The organism is Streptomyces sp. NPDC006012 (assembly GCF_042871185.1).
Lineage (GTDB): Bacteria > Actinomycetota > Actinomycetes > Streptomycetales > Streptomycetaceae > Streptomyces.
Genome location: NZ_JBIAIE010000016.1, coordinates 78,549 through 101,946 on the forward strand (window position 1 = coordinate 78,549; position 23,398 = coordinate 101,946).

A 23,398-nucleotide genomic window follows, 5' to 3' on the forward strand; every position below is an offset into this window, starting at 1 on the left:
CGTATGCCGCGGCCGGAGGACTGGAGTGCGCTGGGGATGCACGGCGACCCCACACCTGGCGATCCGACCATCCTGGCGAATTTCCAGTCAGGCCTGCACGATACCGAGGAACTGGGCAACGAGCTCACCAGCGGTCTGAACCGCATCCTCGACAAGACGGGCTCGGGCAACGGTTTCGTCGGCAAGGCCGCAGAGGCGCTGCGCGAGAAGATCGACGGGCACCTCAAGCAGTTCATCGACGCCATCGGCCAGTCCTTCGGTGTTGCGGCGGACGCGACCGCGGTCTACAAGACCGCGGTCGAGGAAGCCCAGGCGAAGGCCGACCAGGCGCTGAACGCCGCTCAGGGACTGTCGAAGGAAGATCCGCAGCTGGCCGCTCTCAAGAACCAGGTGCATGCTGCCCAGGACGAGTACAACGCCGCCGTCAGGACGTACCAGAACAAGCTCACGGAAGCCGAGCACCTGATCCGCCAGCCGCTCAGTGGCTGGCAGCTGTTCCTCCAGGCCATAGGCATCCTGGAAATCATCCTTGCCATCGTGGGCATGATCTTCGGTGGTTGGCTCGGCCTGCTCGCCTTCGGCCTCGGCATGGTCATATTCATCGGCACACTCGTCGAGTTCGCCGAGGGCAAGGCGAGCCTCCTGGACGTGGTGCTCTCCTTCGTCGGCATTCTCTTCCCCTCCACCAAGGGCCTCAACCTCGGCTCACTGGCCAAGGGCGTGTTCAACGCGCTGAAGAACCTGCCCAAGTCGCTCTCCGCAGGTGTGAGCAAGCTGGGCGGTACCCTGAGCCACGTCCTCACCAGCGGCGTCACCATCAAGAACATCTACAACGGGGTGACGGCGCTGCCCGGGCTGGTCCTGCGCGGACTGAGCGGAATGGCCAGCCTGGCCATGAAGGGCGTCAAGGTCACCGCCGCGGGTCTGAAGCTGCTCGCCAACACCTTCCGTACCGACTTCCAGGTCGCCACCGCCGGCATCAGCAGCACGATCGGCAAGGTGGCCGTCTATCCCATCAGCTTCGGCGGACGCTTCCTGCTCGGCGCGGTGCTGCCGGTGGACTTCTTCGAACTCGGTGTCAGCTTCAAAGGCGCCTTCAAGATGGGCCTCGGCACCCGTCTGCTGACCCCGACCGCCCACCTGCCGCAGTCGGTCCTCGGCGGCGGCCTGCATGTCGGTGCGCTGACCGGCGGACACGGCGGCCTCGCCGGGCTGCCGACCGGTGCTTCCTTCAGCGGTCTCGGCCACGGCGGTCTGCAGGGCTTCGACGCCGGCGGGCTCCACGGCCTCAACACCGGGATCGACTCCTCGCTGGGCGGCCTGCACGGCATCAGCCTCGGCACCGACATCGGCGGCATGAACAGCAGCCTCACGTCTCTGCACTCGCTGAACGGGGTCACCCGTTTCGACTCCGTCGGCAACGTGATGGGGATCGCCGGCGGTCTGGACGCCGTCGGCCACATGGCCGCCTTCGACCACGCCACCGGCTTCCAGCGCACCGCCGCCGGACTGCTGGAGCCGCTGCCCACCCACCTGGGCGGGACGAACCTCGCCGGCGGACACAGCCTCTCCGACGTCGGCTCCAGCGGTCTGCACGCCCTGCGCGGCGACCTGACGCCTTCCGGCTCCGGCCTGTCCGACTCGTTCAGCGACGCCATGTCCGCGGTGCGGGTCGCCACCGGCCACGTCGAGGACTTCCACGCGCTGGGCATCCCCGAACTGCGCAGCATCGTGGACGGCGACATCTCCGGCATCCGGATGACGCATGACGGCATCAGCATGCAGGTCGGTGCCGAGAGCGGCACGCCGACCACGCTGCACGTGGACTACCGGGGCTCGGGCCTCACCAACGGGGAGGGCAAGCAGGTCGTCGTCGCCCCCGAGGTGCACGAAGCCCTCGGCACGGCCGACATCATGGCGGTCCACGGTGGAGCCCACGGCCTTCAGTCACCTCCTCCCGCGGCCACGGCCGGGCACGTCACGACGGACGTCAAGACGGGTTCGGCCGCCACGACCCCGGTCACGGCCGACGTCAAGGCGGGGTCGGTGGGCACGACGCCCGTGACCGCGGACGTCAAGACCGGCGCGCTCGGCACCCATGCCCTGGCGACGGACCTCAAGGCGACGGCGGTCGACGTCAAGGCCGGCGCGGGGGCCGACGTCAAGGAGGGCGCGGCGGTCTCGTCGCCGGCCGTCGAGGTCAAGACGGGTTCCGTGGGTGCGTCTTCGGTCACCACTGACGTGAAGACGGGTTCCGTGGGTGCGTCTTCGGTCACCACTGACGTGAAGACGGGTTCCGTGGGTGCGTCTTCGGTCACCACTGACGTGAAGACCGGCTCCGTGGGCGCGTCTTCGGTCACCGCCGACGTGAAGACGGGTTGGGTGGGTGCGTCTTCGGCCACCGCCGACGTCAAGACCGGTTCGATGGGCGCCGCGTCCACCGGTGGTGTCAAGACCGGCAGCACGGCCGGGGAGTCCGTCGGCGGTGGCATCAAGAAGGCCGCACGCGACCTCGACGACCTCTCCGGCGGCACCAAGAGTCTGAGCTCCCCGGAGCGGCTGGCCGAAGCACCCGAGACCCCCTCGGTCACCGCGCAGGGCGACCACCTCGGGGTGTCGGCCCGCGAGAACCTCGACCTGCTCGGCGAACGGGAAGGCACCGTCGACACCGCCGGCGCCGCCCCCACGACCCACGTCAAGACCGGCCCCGACGCACACCTGACCGGCGCCGAACGCTCGCTGGACGACGGCTCGGGCGCGGTCCTGGTCGGTGGGCACGTCGCCCTGCGTCCGACCCCCGCCCCGGCCCCGAAGCCGCACCCGAACGCGGGCGGCAAGCCTGGGCCGCTGAGCAAGTACGAGGCGGTCACCGGCGGCGTCGCCGGCAAGATCGGCAAGGAGCGGCTGACCACCTGGGACGAGTTCGAGCTGGCGAGCGCCAAGCTCGCCGGCGCCAAGCGGGAACTCGACCTCACGGGCGGGCAGCTCGGCCGGCCCTCCGAGAACGTCGACCAGGCCGCCGCCAAGCTCGACGCACAGCAGGCCGAGGTCGCCCTGGACATCGCCAAGGGCAAGATGTCCCGGCTCGGCATGGACGCCGAGACCATCGAGGGCCACCTCGACGCCCTGGGCATCCCCGGGCCTCGACCGAGTCGTATGTCCGGCACTGCCGCCGAGCACGGGGTCGCGCAGGCAGGGAAGGCGGGCGGCGACGCGGGTCCGGTGCGTGTCACGCATTCCGAGGCCCTGCCCGGACACGGACGCGCCGGCGACGGTACGGCGGTCGGTACGAAGACCGGCACCACCGGCGTTCCCGCGGCGGTGGGCAAGTCCCTGCCGTTCTCGCCGGGCGAGATCGAACGGTTCTGGAAGCTGGACGGGGAACGCATCGACGCGCTGTTCGGCGGTCCGCACGATCCGCTGACCGGTGATCGCCGGGAATTGTGGCGGAAGTTCACGCAGGGGCGTTATGACGTGGGCCGGCTGGAAGGGCAGGTGCGGGGCGATCAGCCGCATGCCGGGGGATCGAACGGGCCGAGCGCGCATGAGCTGAAGCTGCAGCAGGACCTGTCCGCGGCGAAGAACAACCTCGACGAGCTGGAACGCCAGCTCGACGAGCTGGGCGTCGACTACACGGACATGGACCGGCAGCTGTGGGATCTGCACGCCCAGAGCCTGAAGGAGCATCCGCGTCTGGATGGCGCCGGTGTGCAGAATCCGGGGGAGTCGGCGAAGCTCGACGACTTGATGACGCAGCTTCAAGCCGCTGAGAAGGCCATGCCGAGCGCCGAGTCGAAGGTGTCCCTGGCCGAGAAGTCGCACGCGGCGAAGGCCGCCAAGCTCCAGCCCCTGAAGGACAAGCTCGACCAGGCGCAGCAGGGCACCAACAAGGGTGCGATCGCGAAAGCGGAGAAGGACTACACCAAGGCTAAAGAAGCCGAGGAAAAGGCCCTGGCAGACAAAACCAGGGAACAGACCGGCTTGCAGCTGGTCCGGGATGGCCTGAAGAAGGCCAATGACGACCTGGCTGCTGGTGTGGATCTCCATGTCGCTGCTCGTGATTTTGCACAGCGGGACGTGCATCGGTACGTGGAGAAGTTCGCTGGTGCCGGTTACCTGGATGTCGCGGAAAAATTGCGGGCGCATGCGGGCGAGCTGCACCTTGCGACGAAGGAAGCGCTGGACTCCGGTCGTCCGGTCCGTTGGGATCAGCTGTCGCTGTCCGGCAAGGATGTGCAACAGCAGGCGGAGAAGGTGCTGTCGCAGTCCAAGGACTTGGAGGGTCTGCTTGTCGGTCCCGTGACGAAGGCCGGCCGCACGACTTCGGTCGATGTGCAGGTGACCCCGGAACTCAAGAATGCCGCATTGGATCTGAAAAAGTCGGCAGAGCATCTCGGGTCGATGCTGGAGAAGGGCTTCATCAAGGACGCGGCCAGGGCGGGTGGCGTTTACGCGCTGCGTGCGGAGCACGGTCCGTTGTCCTTCGCCGCGGGCAAGCTTGCCCAGCGGGTGAATCACGTGCTCAAGGACGCATCGCTGGGTGACGTGGTGCGTGTCACGGATGTCTTCAACATGGAGAAGGCCGTTGCCGACTTCCATGATCTGGCCCAGGTGGTGCGGAAGTTCCGTTCGGACAAGGCATATGGCGAGGTTCCGACGGGAACCCAGTGGAAGTCCGTACTGCCCGGCAATAGAACGGACTTGGCGCATTTCGGCGATCTGAGCAAGTTGACGCCCGAGGAGCAGAACAACTTTGTTCGTGAACTTTCGCAGAAGAATCTGGAAAGACTGAATTCCGATTTTGAGGACCTGCTGAAGAAGCATCCCGGCCGGGAGCAGGATTTCCGCAGGCTGCTGGCGGATCTGCAGGATCTTCCGTACCGGATCAAGCATGCGACGCCTGCGTACCATGCGATCGCGAACAGCGGGCTGATGTCATCCCAGGGTGACCTGGCGCGCCGGGATGTCAAGTTCCTGGCGTCCGGGAAGAGCTCGGTGAAGAACACGTCGAGCCTTGGCAACGACGATTTCGTTTTCTTCCGTATGGACGTCGGCGACGAGAAAATGGTCACCCGCTATGGTTCGACCACGCTGGTGTTCGATGCGAATGTTCTGAAGGAGCACGGGGGCTGGGTCTCCCTCCATGACCAGTTGCATCCGCTGGACCGTCCCGCGATGCAGAAGGTCGAGGTGAAGGAAAAGACGGGGCCGGGGGGCGAATCGACGACGAAGGTCTTCCGCACCGCGCAGTACGACGAGGGTTTCAACGGGGTCGGCAAGCACGCACAGTGGACCTACAAGTATCCGCACGGTGCGGCGTCTGATTTCACCCGGACGGTCACCTTCGAGCAGGAGGTGTTCCATGGCGGTGATGTGATCGACGCTCTCGCGCTGTCGGTGGTGCGCGAGGTGATCCACATGGGTTCCGAGTATGCGGACCTCGTGCTGAAGATGTCGGCTGATGATCTTGGCCGTCTGGTGTCGAAGCTGTTCCGCCCGGAGGCGAAGTTCGGCTCCGGCCTTCCCATCACGCCGAAGACATTGGATGACCTTTCGACGGGTGGGTCGAAGGTTTCGGGCGTTGGTCCGGAGCCGTTGCATGTTCACGATCCTGATGGCGACGGCCGGTACTTCCCCGACGGGACGATGGACCCGATCGGGCGGTGGTCCGGCAAGCACTTCGATGCGGGGGACGACGCGTTCCGGTCGGCCGAGCACGGTGTGCAGGAGAACAGCACCAAGAACGTCGCACAGAACCTCAAGGACGCGAAGGTGTCTGTGCAGAAGTCCATCGACCTGACGAAGGAGTGGAAGGCCGGGAGCTCCCCGGAGCGCCAGCAGCTGATCGACGGTCTCCTGAAGAAGCGAGAGGGCTTCCTCAAGGAGGTCACGCACCTGGAGAAGAACTGGGAAGCGGAGGTCAAGAGACTCCACGGCGACACGTCCGCGAAGGGGGAGGCATCCGGGTCCAAGGAAGGCCAGCCGGCCAAGGGCGGCAAGCCGAAGGGCGGGAACGCCAAGGGTGCAGGCGTCAAGACCGCCGGTATCAAGACCGCCGGCATCAAGACCGCTGACGTGGCGGGTGTTGACGTCAAGGCTGCGGATGACGTCAAGGCTGTCGCACCGAAGGGGCCCAAGCCGAAGGGGGCCGGTGCGAAGGGGGCCGGTGCGAAGGCTTCGGTCAAGGCCGATGTCCCGGCCGCCGTGGACAACGGGCTGACCGATGCGCTGAAGACGAACGACGGAGCGGGCACGGGGCTGAAGGCGAACGACGGAGCGGGCACGGGGCTGAAGGCGTCCGCTCCCGGCCGTCACGCCGATGTGCCGGTGGGCGGTTCGCAGGCCGAGGCGGCGGCCGGGCATGCCGGTGCGTCGTCGGTGCCCGGCGATGTGCATGTGACGACGACCCCCGGTGCCGGTGCGGCGCGTCCGGTTGCCGATACACCGCTGTCCGAGCCCAAGCCCTCCGGGCCGGGAGCGTCGCATCCCGGGGCTTCCGGGCCGAAGGTGTCTGGGGCTGAGGTCTCGACGTCTGAGGTGTCGGGGCCGAAGGCGTCCGAGTCCGTTGTGTCCGCTGTTTCCGACTCGAAGGTGTCGGAGTCGGTGGTTTCGGAGGCTGCTGTCTCTGAGGTGAAGGTGTCGGAGTCGGTGGTTTCGAAGGCCGCTGTCTCCGAGCCGAAGGTGTCCGAGTCCGCGGTTGGCGGGCAGGTGCCGGAGCGGGCCGTGGCGGACGCCCATGACGTGCCCGGGGTGCAGGGTTCCAAGGCCGCCGCGCCGGATGATGCTGGTCGGGTCGGACCATCGGCGGGGCTGAAGGGCGAGCGTCGGCCCGACATGTTGAATCCGGCTGTCTTCAAGCAGCAGACGTCGACATCCACGGGTATCCGCTCATTGTCGGGCATCCGGGACCTGGACCAGCTTCTGCACAAGTATCAGGCCGTTCCGCAGCCGAATACCGCGCAGCGCATGGATGTCCTCAAGGAACTGACGGCGAAGGCTCAGCGGTATCTGGCCGACGGGCCGAATCCGCAGCGCGTCGCCGGTGTGGAACTGCTGGTGGTCCAGGCCGAGTTCGAGCTGGACGTTCTGTCGGGTGCGGCGCATGGGATGCGGCCGTCGAGAGCGGAGACGTCCGCGCTGGACGTGCCGGCCTCGGGCTCCGGCTCGTCCTCGGGTGCGCATGCCGACGACAGCGTGTCTGCCCAGGGCGTGGGGGATTCCGGGCGGCTGACGCCAAGTGAGATTCAGCGTCTTCAGGATGCGGACGCGAAGCGGATCGACGATCTGTTCGGTGGTTCACAGCATCCGTTGCATGACGCTCGTGTGGAGGCGTGGGGGAAGCTCACGCAGGCGCGCAACGACGTCGGCCGGCTTCAGGAGCAGCTGGGAGGCGAGCGGCCGCACGCGGGCGGGTCGAGCGGACCGAGTGCACACGAGCTGCAGCTCCGGCAGGATCTGTCCGCTGCGCAGGCCGACCTCGACTCGGCGAAGCAGGACCTGGCGAGACTTGGCCTTGATCCTGGCCGTCTGGACCGGGACCTGTCGGCCGTCTACAAGCAGAGTCTGAAGGAGCGTCCGCGCGCGGTCGCCGGTGCGCATCAGCCGTCCCCGCACGTCGCGGGCGAGCCGCACAATCTGGACAAGCTGCTGACCGAGCACACCAAGACGGCCGGCCAAGTGCCCTCGGCGAAGGTGCGTCTGGAGGATGCCACCGCCGCGCGCGACAACGCGAAGGCCAAGCTCCAGGCCGCCAACGAGAAGCTGGCCGCTGAAAAGGACAAGTACGGCAACCTCCCTGCGCCGGACAAGGCGGCGCAGAGGCGACTCGACAGTGCGAACAACGCTGTCAAGTCGGAGGAAAAAAACCTGACCGCAGCCGAGGGCAAGCTGAAGGTGAAGGAGGCCGAGTTCGACGCGGCCAACGCCAAGAAGGCGACTGCCTGGCACGCGCTGGACAGCGCAGTGAACGATCTCGTGTCTGCCGGTACCCACTCCCAGCAGGAGCTGAGCCGCCTCACCGACACGTTCGCCGCCGAAGCCGACCTCGACCACGCTGTCCGCGTCCAGCAGCACGCCCGCGAGCTCGACATCAGGGCCCGTGACGGGCTCGGCGGCCCCGGCTCCCGCCCGGATCAGGTCATCTGGCGTGGCCAGGACGTCCAGCAGCAGGTCGATCAGATACGCGTCCAGGCCGCGGAGCTGGAACAGATCCTGACGTCCGAGAACACCGTGACGGGGAAGGGCAAGGCGACGGACTCCGGCGGGCTGACATCCGCGGAGGTCCAGAGTCATGTGGACCGGTTGCGCTCGTCCGTCAGCAGGCTGGACGGGGTGCTCGGCGGGTTCATCACGGATGCCTCGCGGCTGGGGGGCGGCTACGCCCTGCGCAACGCACACGGACCTCTGGTCCTCGCGGCCGGCCATCTCGTCGAGTTGGCGCAGGATGCCATCCGGAAGGCCGGACCGGACGAGGCGGTGCGGCTTGAGAAGGACTTCAACACCTACCGGGCGGTCAAGGGCCTGCGGAGCGGTGCCCCGCAGTGGCTCCGCGAGTTCCGCACGGGCAAGGCGTACGCCGACATCCCGACGGGAACGCAGTGGCACGCCGTGATCCCCGGCAGCGAGGGCCAGTGGAAGGCGGTCTTCGACGACATCGAGACGCTGACGTCCAAGCAGGAGCCGCCCGCACACGATCTCTCGAAGACTGAGCTGGAGAAGCTGCGCGGTGAGATCGTGGCGAAGGAGAAGTTCGTCGAGAACCTCTCGCAGGAGAACATCAAGAATCTGCGCCAGGAGATCGACAAGCTCATCGGAGGAAAGCCGCCCGAGCAACAGCAGGCCCTCCTCGCTCTGAAGCAAAGGCTGCTGGACCTTCCGTACCGCATCAAACATGCCACACCGGCCTACCACGCCATCGCGAACAGTGGTGTGATGTCGTCCCAGGGCGACCTGGCCCGCCGGAACGTGAAGCACCTGGCCTCCGGCAAGAGCTCGGCCAACAACACGAGCAATCTGGGCAACGACGACTTCGTCTTCTTCCGTATGGAGGTCGGAGACGGAGCCATGGACAGCCGTTACGGACCGACCACCGTCGTCTTCGACGCCAAGGTGCTCAAAGACCAGGGCGGCTGGGTGTCGCTCCACGACCAGCTCCATCCGCTGGACCGCAAGACGATGCAGGAACTGTCGCTGGACAAGAAGACGATGCCGGAACTGGGAGACGCTACGAAGGTCTTCCGGACCGCGCAGTACGACGAGGGCTTCACGGACATCGGCAAGCGGGCCCAGTGGACCCAGGCCTATCCCCAGAACAACGGTGTCACCCGCACAGTCACCTTCGAGCAGGAGGTGTTCCACGGGGAGCACGTGGTGGAGGCCCTTGCCCTGTCGGTCATCCGTGAGGTGGACAGCATCGGCGGTGCGTTCCCGGCCCACGTCCTCGGGCTCGACACGGACGGACTGGGCAAGGTCGTCTCCCAGCTTTTCCGGCCCGAGGCCAAGTTCGGCTCCGGGCTGCCCATCACCCCGATGAACGCGGTGATCCACCAAGGGATGCCGCAGCCCTTGCACGTCGTCAACGAACACGGTGACGGGCGGTACTTCGCCGACGGCACCCTCGACCCTGTCGCCCGCGCCGCCGGCAAGCAGCACGACAAGGCGTCGGATGCGCTGCGTCAGGCCGACAACAGCAAGACGACCGGTTACGACATCAAGGCCAAGGACCACCTGAAGGACGCGAAGTCATACGCTCAGCAGTCGATCGATCTGACGAAGAAGTTCCAGGAAGGGTCAACCGGCGAACGCCATGACCTGGCGGGCAAGCTGCTGCAGCAGAGGCAGGAACTCTTCGATCAGATCGATGCGAAGCTGACGGACTGGCAGAGCGGGTCCACTGCCAAGGGCTCCGCTGGCAAGGCTCCGGTCTCCAAGACCGCTGTATCCAAGCCGTCCGGGTCCAAGACTCCTGCCGTCCAGCATTCCGTTTCCGCGCTGTCCGAGGCCGAGGGCACCCGTCTGCACACTGCGCTTTCCACGATCTTCGGGGAGAAGACCGCGCAGGAGATGGGGCCGGTGGCCCGGGGCCTGGTCGAGCACGGCGATTTCACCAGACCGACCGAGTCGGGGCAGACCTTCGGCCTCACGAAGAGGGCCTTCGACAAGCATTCCAAGGCGCTGGAGGGGAAGGGCCTGGTCAAGAGGGTGAACGGCGGGCTGCTGCTGACCGAGCACGGCGGCCAGGTCCTCCTGCCGCACGGAGCCCGGCCGGAACTGCCTGCACCGGCGCAGCCGACGAGCGCCCACGGCGCCGCGTCCGCGTCGGCCCACACCGACTCGCCCGTGACCCACGACACGGGGGCGCTGCGCCCGGACAGCGGTGCAGGCCCGCAGGCTCACGACACCACCGTTGCCGACGTCCACACCACGGCACCCAAGACTCCTGCAGGCCAAGTCGCCGAGCCGAAGGCTTTCGAGCCGCAGCCTTCCCACGCCGATGTATCCGGTTCCAAGGTTTCCGAGCCTGGGGTCTCCAAAGCGGAGTCCTCCGGTTCCAAGGCTGTCGAGCCCGAGGTTTCCAAGGCGGAGTTCTCCGGTTCCAAGGCTGCCGAAGAGAGCCACCACCTCCAGAGCGAACACCACCGCGTCGACACCGTCCCGCACGACCACGACCTGTCGTCCGCGCACACCGGCCGTCCCGAGGAGAGCGACAGCGGCAAGAAGGCGCGTGGCAAGGCGCCGAAGGGCAAGGCCCCCAAGGTCAAGGAGACCCAGGGAGCGCAGGCGGACAAGGCGGCGAAGGCGGCACAGCACTCGAAGTCCGTCGACTCGCGGCTGCGGCCGGTGCTGGTCCAGAACGGGTACGCCACCGGCGACCAGTTCGGCGTCGCCGCGGCCCTGCATGCCGACCCCAAGCTGCGCCTGCTGCTGATACGTGACTCCAAGGACTTCCGTGACCGCAGCACGGACATCCGCGATTTCTATGTGGCCAGCGGTATTGATTCGAGCCGTGTAGTGGTCAGGGATCTGGAGGAGGGCAAGCAGGCCAAGGACTTGAAGATGGAGCACTGGCGCGAGATCAACGCCGATGTGCTGCCGACGGTCGATGCCGACAAGATGCCCCGGCGGAAGGACTTCGACAACCATCTGATTCTCACGGTGGGCGCTGCGACGGCGTCGGTCGGAAAGCACTTCAGTTCCGAACTGCGCGAGACCCTGCGTACTGCGTGGCAGCTCGATGACGGCCATTTCACGCACGAGTTGCAGCAGGCGGTCGGCTCCTGGCTGTCCGGTCGGGGCGTGCCCGACGTGGCCGAGCGCGACGTCGTCGTCCTGTGGAGCCGGTTCAGCGGCAAGCGCGGAGAGATCCATGTCGAGCACGACACCAGCCACACCGGCTTGGCGCAGATTCTGGACGGCCTGAAACACCGCACCACGGACCGTCCGCGGGGCCCCCTCGTCATCCTCGCCGGAGACGCCTCCGCCCACTCCGGCCGTCCGAGCAAGTTCCCCGTCATGGCGAAGCAGTTCCGGGACTCGGGCCTTGAGGTGCACGACCTCACCGGGTTCTGGAAGCAGCCCAAGGGACTCGACACATGGGGCGGCGGGAGCCGCATCGGCCAGATGCGGCTGTTCGAGTACCTGAACCGGGCGAGCGGCGGTCGTCTCAGGCATCTCGGTTTCCGCAGCGGCAATCTCGAAGCGATGGCGCTGTCCGGTCACCAGGTTCGCTATCTGGAGGAAGTCGGCAGCAACGGCGGTGACCGCATGGCCAAGTGGCACGCGGTGGGCGGGTCCGGTCAGACCGCCGACCACGCGCTCGCTCCCGGCTACGAGCGCATCGTCATCGATCACCCGCCCACTCGGTCCGGCCAGCTCGCCCTTGAGATCAAGGCCCTGCGAAACCAGACGGAAGCGAAGTACAAAGCGCAGTACAAGGGGCAGATTCCCGAGGAAGCCAAAGCGGACGTCAAAAATCTCACCGACATGTTCGAGCACCCGAGCTGGGTGCCCGGGGGCGGTGACCTCCCGTACGTCAGGAATCTGAAGCCTGTCGAGGACAAACACGTCAAGGGCTTCGCAGAGAGCGACGTCCACCAGATCCTGGACTACCTCACCTCACCTCACTCCCACTCCGTCGAGACACCGGGAACCGGCCACCGCGTCCCGTCGCCGGGCCACACGGACGTACCCACGGCGGACCACACGGTGTCGCCGGAGTCGTCCGGGCCGGAGCGAGGTGTCCCGGGGGAGACCGATATCCCGCGCAGCCTCGACACGCCCCCGACCCATCACGCACCGGACGACGTGCCCCAGCAGCACGTCTTCGCCCCGGAGACCGCCGGCGCTCCCGGGGACGCGGGCGACGCAGTCCGGCAGGTGCCCGACGCCCCGGACCCGCTCACCGCCGCGAGCCCGCAGCCGTCCGGGGCCGGAGGCAAGGCACCGGGCACCCCTCCCTCGCCGCAACCGGTCGCCGAGGGGTCGCCGCAGGTTCCCGTCCGCATGACGGCGGGCGGACAGATCGGCGGAGCCGACCGAGTGCTGCCGTCCCAGGAGGCCGCCGGCACCGTCACACGGGACCTCGTCGCGCACTTCGACGATGTCCTCACCCAGGCGCAGCGCGACACCCTCCGTGCCGACCTGCAGGCACAGCTCAGCAGGGAGGTCTGGCCGTCGCTGTCGGCGATGACCCGCGGCGAATCCCGCACCCTCACCATGGACGTGGCCGGTTTCAGCGGTGACATCACGGTCCGGGCCAAGGTGACGAAGGCGGAGACCGAGGGTGCCTTCAAGAGCCTTGAGTTCGAGGACGGCAGCGAGTCCCTGGTCCGCGACGGATTCCAGCGCGAGGCGCGTTCCGCCGTCACCGCCGGTGTGCTCGTGAAGGGCAAGGCCGCCGCATACACCGACCTGACCGGAATCCTGTCATCGAACTGGTCCCGCTCCGAATCGCACCGCATGGTCTCCAGCGGCAGGCTGTTCAGCCGTACCAAGACCTCCGAGACGGCGCTGAAGCTCGACGTCGAGGTCCGGCTTGAGTTCGACTTCTCCGCCGTCAGCGGCACGTTCGGCAAGCGCCTGCCCCTGGGCAGCGGCGACGGCGGAGGCGCCGGCCGGGTCGAGGTGTCGACGAAGGTGCCCGTGGCCACCGCCGAGGCCGACGTCCGTCCGCCGTCCGCGATGCAGCACTACCTGCCGCCGGCACGCATCGAGCAGACCCTCGCGCTGGGTGGCATGGACACCGTCCGTGACCTGTTCCTCGTGAACGCCGACGGCGAACGGGTCTCCGGCACCCTGCACAAGGCCCTGCTCGGCAGCCTCGACGACCCCCGCTCCCTGGAGTCCTACGGCAAGCGGGCCTTCGGCGAGGGCTGGCCCAAGGTCCGGGAACTGGTCCTCGACCGCCTCGGCTCCCTGGACTCCCTGCAATACCGGCTCAAGGGCATGACGGCCGGCGAGGCGCTGGAGATCGACCTGGGCTCGGACGCGGGAAGCCTGCTGGTCACCGCCGAGGTCTCATCGATGAAGCACCTGCGCAACACCGACAAGACCGAGTTCAACACCGGCTCGGACGTCACCCGCGTCTACACCCATACGAAGAGTTCCGAGCACGGCGTCCGGGCGACGATGAACGTGCAGAGCGCCGACCTGCACGCCGGACCGACCACCGTCACCGGTGTCGGCCACGCCGAGTTCGACCGCGAAGGCGCCCTGATCGGCCAGGAGTCCGTCCGTACCGGCACGGCGGTCAAGATGAAGGTCCCCGGCGCCGTCTTCGACGGCGTCGCCACGCTCTCCTTCGTCCACCGCGCCGATCCCCTCGGCGCCGCGAAGCCTGCTGTGCCGGGTGCATCGACGACGGCCCACGGCGCACCGTCCGCCACGGGCGGCCCCCACGACACCCCCTCCGTCAGCGGTCGGGGCTCCACGCCGGCGGCAGCCCCCGACGGCGTGGACCCGGCGGCCCCGGCCCCGCACGGGGCTGCACCGGACACGACCGGAGGGCCGGTCCCCCCGGCGCGCGGCGGACGGACCCAGGTCGGCTTCCAGGTCCTGGTGGAGGCGGCGGACGCGCGTCCGGTCTCCGAACCCGGTGCCTTCTCCGCCGCCACCCGGCCCCAGGGACCGCGCCGGACCGAGGCCCCCCCTCTGCATGAGGGCGACCACGCCTGGCAGCCCCCGGCCACGGTCTGGGACGACGGGCTGCCGTCCCGCACGGTCGTCATCGACGTCCTCACAGGCGAGGAACGCGCCCTGGACGCACCGCAGTTGCCCCGGCTCGGCGATCTCGTGGACGGCATCGGCCGCGACTACTTCGGCCGCGACTGGGCCGGCGTACGTCCGACCGCGCACGACATGACCACCCGTGAGCAGCTCGCGGCCACGCTGCCCCAGATCACCCGGGGCACCACCATCCGCAGCACCCCGCTGCCCATGCCGTTGCGCTCCAACGCCCAGTTCACCCTGAACGGGCGGCTGGAGTCGCTGGAGTTCGTGCGGACCCTGGACGCCGCCGAGATCAACCTGCTCAGCGACGTCGCGGACGAACTGGGCGGCCGGCTGGGATCGACCGTCAGCCACGGTCAGTTGGCGCAGAGCGGCGTCCAGCCGGAACTCGCCAGCGACTTCACACTCGCCGTGCACGCCCCCGGCGGCGGCATCGCGCACCGGTACCGCACCGGCAGCGGGGTGTCCGCCGGCCACAGCAGCGTGGCCGGCGCCAAGTACCCCGAGCCGATGGCGGTGTACATCGCCACGGCCGGCGTCGACGCCCACGTCGGAGGCGCCGGGGAGGTGGCGCACGGCAGCAGCACCGACGTCCGCTTCGTCGTCGCCATCCCGAAGAGTCACGCCGAGCGGTACGAGGTCACGGAGGCGGGCACGCAGGTCTTCCGCCGTCCGGCCCCCGCCGCGGACGCCCCGCACAGCATCGGCGACGGCCCTGCGGTCCGTCCCGCGACGGCCGACGCCGCGACCACGCAGCCCGTGCCGGCGCCCACCGTGAACGCCGCGCGGCCCGACCTGACCGTCCGGCCCCCGCTGCGGGTGACCGAATCCGGACGGATCGGCAACGGCGACATCGTGGTCGACCTGCCCGGCGACGGCGTGGTCAAGGAGCTGAAGCAGCAGCTCTCCGGCACGTTCGGGGAACGCTGGGACCAGGTCGAGGCCGAGGTGGGCCAGTTCTTCGACTCGATCGCACTGCAGCCCAGGACCGCCGGACTCACCGGCGGCGACACCTGGGGCGGCACCTTCCGTGCCGGTCCGGTGACCGCGGACATCCACATCACCGCGGCCGACGCCAAGATGACCGAGTACCTGCGGGTCGAGGACAAATTCGAGTTCGAACTGGGCACGGAGTCCGCCACCGCCGCCGCCCTCCAGAAGGACACACATGTGCGGCGCACCCTGTGGGAGCGGGCCGGGTTCAAGACCCCGCACGTCTCGTTCACCCTCGGCCACGTGCACCACAAGGAGTCCGTCGGCGGCCACAGCGTCGACGTCCGCGGCGGGGTCGTCTCCAAGAACAAGAGCGTCGAACCGGCCGCCCTGTTCAAGGGCCAAGTGACCTACACCGTCCAGGTCAAGGTCTCCGACGCGCTGCCGGGCTTCGGCAGCGAGCGGACGTTCACCGTCACCAACGACGGACAGTTCGCCTTCCCGGTCCGTGACCTGCCCGCCGACCCCGCGACCGGGGCGGCCCACCAGCCCGACCAGTACTACCGGGTGCCCGACCGCATCGCCGAGTCGCTGCGCCTCGGCGCCGAGGACGTCGTGCTCGACGCCCGCCCGGTGCGCGTGGACCGGACACCCGGCGTGGCCGGGGCCGACGGCGCTCCCGCCACCGGCCTGGTGGAGGACGTCCTGCGCCAGCTGGACGCGCACGGACCGAAGGTGTTCGGCTCCGCCGCCGACTGGAAGACGGCGCGGGCGAAGCTCATGGAACGCCTGCCCGCGTCCGAGTTCCAGCGCCGGCTGAAGTCGATGATGTCCGGCCAGCCCTGGGTGGTCCGGGTCAACGGCCGTCAGCTGACCATCAGCGCGAGCGTGAAGGAGATGACCCACACCGCCAACACCAGGGCGACCGAGTTCAATTCGGCCACGGTCGACATCGCGGGCGGCGGACGCACGGAGACCGGCGCGCACGGGCCGCAGATCACCTCCGACGGCATCAACGTGACCGTCGTCGGTACCTCCGACCCGATCGCCGCCTCACCGGCCGAGGTCTTCGGCGGTGCCACCGTGGCCCACACCACCCAGGCCGAGCACCTTGCCGACTCCTCCTCCGGCATCCGCTCCGCAGCCGGGACCAAGACCAAGGTCCCCGGCAGCGTCTTCGACGGTGTGGCTCGGCTGCACTTCGAGGTCCGCGACCACTGGCGGCCCTTCGGGCACGGGGTCGACACCCGCGTGCCGAAGGAGGCCATCGGCGAGCAGGCCCAGTTCAAGGCACTGCGCGAGAAGGTCGCCGACCTCCGGCAGAAGCTCGATGCCCAGGGGACCGGCCGGCCGGCCGATGCGCACGAGACGTCCGGCACCGTCGTTGCGACCCGGGACCTGCCGGGCGGCGGCGCCGGTGACGAGGCCCGCGTGGGCGACCCGGTCAGCCGTCCACGGAGCGAGAACGATTCCCTGCAGACCGAGTACGACGCGGCGAAGGCCGAGTTCGACCGGGCGCTCGCGGACCACAGCGTGCGCATCCGGAACGCGGTCGGCGCCAAGCGCACCGGCCGCGGACCGCTCGCCTTCTCCGCCATGACCAAGCGGAGCTTCGGCGTGCGGGTGCGCAGCGTCGGCGGGGCCGAGATCGGCTTCCAGGCCGTGCTGCCGAGCGCCGACGCGGTCAAGGTACCCGGCGCCGCGGAGGCGGTCTTCAAGGCCCCTGAACCGGGCTACGGACGGCCGCAGCCTCCCAAGCGCCCGGGCCGGCAGCTCCCGGAGACCGAGCTGCCCAAGCCGCCGGAGTCGCTGCTGACCGATGGCATGTCGGGCGGGCACCTCGTCCGTGACCTGCCCGACGTCCACTCGCTGCGCGGCCTGCTCGACAGCGGGGGCGGCAAGGCGTTCGGCGGCGCCTGGAGGGACGCCACACGCGCCGGAAAGCCGCGGAGTGAACTGGTCATGGGCGAGTTCACCAAGGACCGCCTGATGGCCGAGCTGCCGAAGCTGACTCGCGGTGGCGAGCTGAAGGGCGAGTCCTTCCGGGTGAACGGCAGCGAGGCGTGGGTGTCGGCCAAGGCGGAGATCGTCGGTCTTTCGCACGCGCGCCCCGAGCCCAAGGCCGAAGTGGCCCTGGCCGGCGAGAAGTACCGCGTGTTCACCCGGCGCGGGCTGCACTCTCGGCAGTTCTTCCTGCTGGGTCAGCTCGGCGGGGTCGCCGGCACGCTGGAGAACAAGCTGGGGGCGGCGTTCACGTTCGGCGGCGGCTTCCGCCGCCGGACCCGCACCGACCAGGTCACCGGGGGCCGTACCTTCAGCAACGCCAAGATCCCGACCCCGCTCGAACACTTCGACGGCCACGTCAAGTTCACCTTCACGTTCCACCACGGCGGCACGGACACCGAGGTCTCGGGCGTCGTCCTGGCCGGCTTCTCGGTGCCCTCGTCGGAGATCACCGAACGTGTCGTGGTCAGGCAGGGCCATGTCTTCACCCGGCCGGGGGCTGGAGACCACGAGCCCATCACCCTGGCTACCGGCCACCCGACGGACACCGTGCACGGGGACGCCTCCATGCACGTAACGACGTCTGTCCACGGGGACACCTCCGCGCACGTGGGGACGTCCGGTCACGGGGACACCTCCGCGCACGTGGGGACGTCCGGTCACGGGGACGCCTCCGTGCACGCGGACTCGTCCGCGCACGCCGACCCCCACACCGCCGACGTCCACAACCCAGCCGACGCACCTCGCGTCGACAAGGGCAAGGGGCGTGCCGAGCCCACGGTGGACGAACACGAGGCGACGGAGGCGGGCGCGGCGCTCACCGAGGCGCGGCGACTGCGGGCAGAAGCCGAGCGGGTCCGGAGCCTGATGGACGATCGGCACACCGTGGGTGTCGGCGGCGTCGACGACGCCGACCGCACCCGCCTCACCCACGCCGAGGAGCAGCTCGAAGCGGCGAGAGCCGCCGAGACCCTGGCCGAGGCCCACTGGACCGAGGTGACGCACGGCAGGCCGCTTCCGTTCGCGGTCAGACGCGAGGGACCCATGCCCGGACTCGGCGGCGGCGCCCCGCACTGGTCACGGCCGTCGCAGAGCGGCCCGGGCAGCGGCTCCGCGCGTGCCGTGCCGGCCGCTCCCGAGGGCGTCGTGGTCTCCGTGGACCACGTCCCCTCGGCCAGCCATGTGATCATCGACACCGATGACGGGGAGACCTACGCACTGGTCCCCAGCGGCCCGGACCTGACCGTGGTGCACTGGGTGAGAGACCCCTCGGCCGCCCATGGCCGGCCCGCGGACCCGGCCGCCGGCAAGGAAGCGTACGAGGGCGACATCGCCGTTCAGCAGAACCTGTTGGAGAAGGCGCTGACGGCCGCCGAGGACACGCCCCAGCTGAAGAAGATGCTGCAGCGGCAGATGAAGTCCTTCGAGGAGGACGTCCGGCTGTTCCACATCCTGGAAGAACGGAAGGTGCTGGAGAAGCTGGAGCCCGCACAGCTCGCGGCGGTCGTCCTGGCCGAACGCCGGGCGCTGCGCACGCTGGCGGCGGACCAGGAGAAGCTGACCGCCAACCTGCTCCGGGGCAAGGGCGACTGGCGCTGGGCCAGGACCTATCCGTTCGACGAGCGCAACGTCGACCAGTACATCCAGCGGGTGCAGCGGCACCTGCGGGAGGACCTCTCCCTGACGGTCAACGTGGACCTCGGCGCACAGGTGGGCGACGGGACCCTGCTCGACTCGATGGCCAGGGACGAGCGGCTGCTGCGCAACGTGTGGGAGGTCGTCCCCGGCTACCGGGACTACTTCGAGCGACGCGGCGCCGCCGAGGAGACCATGGGCTACCCCGCGAGCGTCAAGCGGACCACGCACGCCTCCGGGATCTACCGGCCCGAGCCCGGTCTCGACGCCTGGGACCGGTCCTTCGCACCGACCCCAGCGGACCGCGCGGACCTGCCGAACTACGCCGCGCTCACCTCGCAGCTCCGGCCGCGCGGCCTGGCAGGGTACGGAAAGGCCGTCTTCCACCTCAAGCACGACCTGATGCAGCGGGCCACGTTCACTCCCTGGGACAGCTTCTCCCCGGGACGCCAGGGCGCCCGTAGCATCACCGGGACGGGCAACATGCTGCCGCTGCTGAACCACGGTCCCGATCAACTGGTCCGGCTTGCCTTCGCCGAGGCGACCGACTTCCAGTACGACAAGGAGCTGCGGCTTCTGCGGGACGCCGGGGAGCTGGAGCACAAACTCATCGGGTTCTTCGAGGCCCAGCTCCACGGCGGAGTCCGCTGGGCGGACGTGGACCGGGTCGTGCTGGTCAGGGAAGGCGGTACGCCGGCGTACGAGCAGAAGCACCAGCTCGAACAGGTGGCCAAGGCGAAGGGACTTGAGTTCACCGTCGAGATACTCGAACCCGGCGCGGTCCGGCCGACCCCTGCCGTCGTGCCCGCCCCGCACTCCCGGACCGCCCTGGCCCCGGCGGCGCCCGGACGGGATGACACACTGCTGGTGGCACACACCGGTGAACCGGAACCGGTCGTAGCGGTCTCGGCACACACCTCAAGCACAGAACCGACACCTGCGCAAGGTATGGTCGCGACCGAAACACCTGCCACCGCCGAGGAGAGAACCGTGTTGGGGAGGACGCCGGAGTCGTCCGGGGCGGCAGCGCCCGGCGTCGCCGGAGTGTCCGCGCCACCGTCCGGACCGGCACACCCGAACCCCGCCGAGGCGTTCGAGACCGTCCGGCACCAGCACCCCGAGCCGCTCGCCCGTACCGAGCGGTGGACGCTGTGGGGCCACAACGGGGACACCCCGCACACCTCCGCGTACGTCATCGAGAACGGCGCGCTCGGCCTCCGGGGCGTCTTCGTGCCGCCCGGCCCGGACGGCGGTCTGGGCTCCTGGCACTGGTATCTGCCGGGTGAGACCGAGCCGGTGACGGTCACCCCGCTGACACTGCCCGCGACATCCCCGGCACTCGGCGCCGTGCCGGCCCCGCGCATCGCGGTCGAGGCGGGGGAGCACATCCAGAGCGCGCTCCAGAGCACGTCGTGGAGCGACGGGCTGCACTGGCGTGCCGACGACGGCGAGGACCTGTACGTCTTCGGCCCGGCGGGAGCGGAGCACCCCGAAGCCGTGTTCGCCGACGGTCTGCGGCCCACGGGCGACACACTGGTCCACGTGGCGACACATGTGAGCACACGGGACACCCCCGACAGCGCCTGGGTCACCGCCACCCGGAAGATCGGCTGGCTGCGCGAGCAGGCCGCGGCCGACGCGTCCGCGGCCGACGGCCTGCTGGGCCGGTACGGCTGGCGGTACGACATCGCCGCGCCCGGCGGTGTCGACGTCGACACGACCCTCGACCTGGCCGGTCCGCACCCCGAGCGTGCGGAGGTGCTCTACCCCGGCGGGGTGGACAGCCGGTACATCCGCGGCGCGCAGCGCCTGGACGGGGGCCGTCCGGTCGGCCAGTACCTGACCAACCCCGGGTTCATCGAGCCCAGGGCACACCGCACACCCACGGAGGGAAGCGACAGGTGAGTCCCGCCATCCATCACGTACGGCCGAACGCGCGCCGCGGCGCGTTCCGCACCATCGCCGACGCGGTGCGGACGGCGGACAACCACGACGAGATCCGGATCGCCCCCGGCGACTATCCCGAGCGCCTGCTGATCGACCGGACGGTGACGCTCGTCGCCGAGGAGGGACCCGGCACCGTACGCCTGACGCCGGCCACCTCGGGGGTGCCCGCGCTGGAACTGTCCGCCTCCGCGACGCTGAACGGCCTCGCCGTGCTGGGCGCGGACCCGTCCCGGCCGCTGATGCTGGTGACCGCCGGCACCACCGAACTGCAGGAGTGCGACATCGCGGGCGGCCGGGTGGAGGTGGTGCGGTCGGCCTCCCTGCGGGTCACCCGCAGCGTGGTCCGGCAAGCGGCGCTGGCCGGCGTGCACGCCGACACCAGCGGTTCACTGTGGCTGACCGACACGCTCGTCACGGACATCGAGGGCACCGGCATCGTCGTCTCCGGCACCGGGACCGCGCACCTCACGGACTCGACGGTGCGCTCGGTCACCGGCTCCGGAGTCCGGATCCGCGGCGAGGCCACCGCGGAGATCCGCCGCTGCGCCGTCGACGGCCCGGGACGCAACGGACTCCTCGTCGAGGGGCAGGCGGCGGTCACGCTGGACGAGTGCCGGCTCAAGGACGCCGCCGCCGAGGCTGTACGGGTGCTGGGCTCCGCCCCGCGCGCCGAGGACGACGAGACCGGCGGCGTGCGCATCACCGGTGGCGAGGTGACCGGAGCCGGAGCGGCCGGAATCCTCGCCGCGGGCACCGGGGACGTCCTGGTGACGATGTGCTCCGTGCGGGACAGCGGCGCGGCCGGGATCTCCGCCGACGGCAGCGCCCGGCTGGAACTGGTCGACTGCCGGATCAACGACCCGCGCGCCTCCGGCGTGGTGGTGCGCGGCTCCGCCCGGGCCGTCGTCGCCGACACCACGGTGCGCGGCGCGGAGGGCAACGGCATCATGGTCGGCGAGCGGGCCGAGGTCCGCGTCACCGGCGGCACCGTGCGGGAATCGGCCTTCAGCGCCGTCCACGTCGGCGGCGAGGCCAAGGCCGAACTCACCGCCCTGCGGGTGGAGGACACCCCGGAGCACGGCATCGGTGTCGCCGAACGCGGCCGGCTGACGCTGGAGGACTGCCGGCTGACCGGCTGCGGACTGTCAGGTCTGCATCTGGACGGGTACGCGGCGGCCACGATCGACGGCATGACCGTACGGCACAGCCGCAACGGCGTCACCGTCAATGCGCTGGGCGAGGTCAAGGTCCAGGACACCCGGGTCATCGACGTCGAGCGCGCCGGAATCACCTGCGGCCCCGAGACCACCGCGAAGTTCACCGGCTGCCGGGTCAGCGGCGCGGGCACGGCCGGTGTCGTCGTCGCCGAGAAAGCGACGCCCGCCCTGCACGACTGCACGGTGTCCGGCACCGCGGGCTCCGGGCTGGTGGTGGCCCGTGACGGCGCCCCCACGGTGGTGCGCACCACCGTGACCGACACCGGGAAGAACGGCCTGTTCGTCGACGAGGGCGGCAAGGGCCGCTACGAGGACTGCGTCCTGTCGGCCACCGGATATCCGGCCGTCCACGTCGGCGGCGAGGCCCGGCCCGTGCTGCGCAACCTGCTGGTGACCGACACCGGCGAGGACCTCAGCCTGGACGAGGGCGCCCAGCCCGAGGTGGCGGGCTGCGCCGCACGCGGCGTCAAGAACGCGGTGTGGCCGGCCCCGGGCACGGCCGCGGCCCCACCCGCCGCCCCGGCCACCGCGAAGACCGCGGTGGCGACCCTGCAGAGCACGGAAGCCACCGCGTCGAGCGGCGACACCGCATCCGGCGACGACGGCGAGGCGGAGGTGCCCGAGGAGAGCCTGGAGGACCTGCTCGCGGAACTGGGCCTGCTCGTCGGCCTGGAGCGGGTCAAACACGACGTCTCGTCGCTGGTGAAGCTCATGCAGATGGTCCGGCGCCGCGAGGAGGCGGGCCTCGCCGCGCCGCCGCTCAGCCGGCACCTGGTCTTCGCGGGCAACCCCGGCACCGGCAAGACGACGGTGGCCCGGCTCTACGGCCGCATCCTCGCCGCGGTCGGTCTGCTCAACCGCGGACATCTCGTTGAGGCGGACCGGTCCTCCCTGGTCGGCGAGTACGTCGGGCACACCGGGCCGAAGACCCAGCGGATCTTCGAGGAGGCGATGGGCGGCGTGCTGTTCATCGACGAGGCGTACTCGCTGACCCCGGCCGCCGGCTCCAACGACTTCGGCCACGAGGCCATCGCCACCCTGGTGAAGCTGATGGAGGACCACCGTGACTCGGTCGTGGTGATCGTGGCCGGCTACCCCGACGAGATGGAGCATTTCATCGACTCCAACCCGGGCCTGGCCTCCCGCTTCAGCCGCACCCTGCTGTTCGAGGACTACGACACCCCGGAACTGGTGAACATCGTCGAGCACCACGCCGAGAACCACCAGTACCGGCTGACGGACTCCGCCCGCGAGGCGCTCACCGCGTACTTCGAGGCGACACCCCGCGGCGAGCGGTTCGGCAACGGCCGTACCGCCCGCCAGACCTTCCAGTCCATGACCGAACGCCAGGCGTACCGGGTGGCGGAGATGACGGCTCCCGACGAGACGGACCTGATCACTCTGCGCCCGCAGGACCTTCCCGAATGGCCCTGACA

At 69.6% G+C, this 23,398-nt stretch carries 2 protein-coding genes; both read left to right on the forward strand.

Translation table 11 applies throughout. The annotated features are described in order from the left end of the window. Positions 1 to 3 precede the first annotated feature (3 nt). The gene (locus ACFYPJ_RS25245; protein WP_389021367.1) at positions 4 to 20,703 is read left to right on the forward strand and encodes a hypothetical protein; all 20,700 of its coding nucleotides are present in this window, start codon (positions 4 to 6) and stop codon (positions 20,701 to 20,703) included. Continuing rightward, positions 20,700 to 23,396 carry a right-handed parallel beta-helix repeat-containing protein gene (locus ACFYPJ_RS25250; RefSeq protein ID WP_389021370.1) on the forward strand — a complete coding sequence of 899 codons (2,697 nt, stop codon included), beginning with the start codon at positions 20,700 to 20,702 and terminating at the stop codon, positions 23,394 to 23,396. Before ACFYPJ_RS25245 ends, ACFYPJ_RS25250 begins: the two co-directional genes overlap by 4 nt. Positions 23,397 to 23,398: the final 2 nt, after the last annotated feature.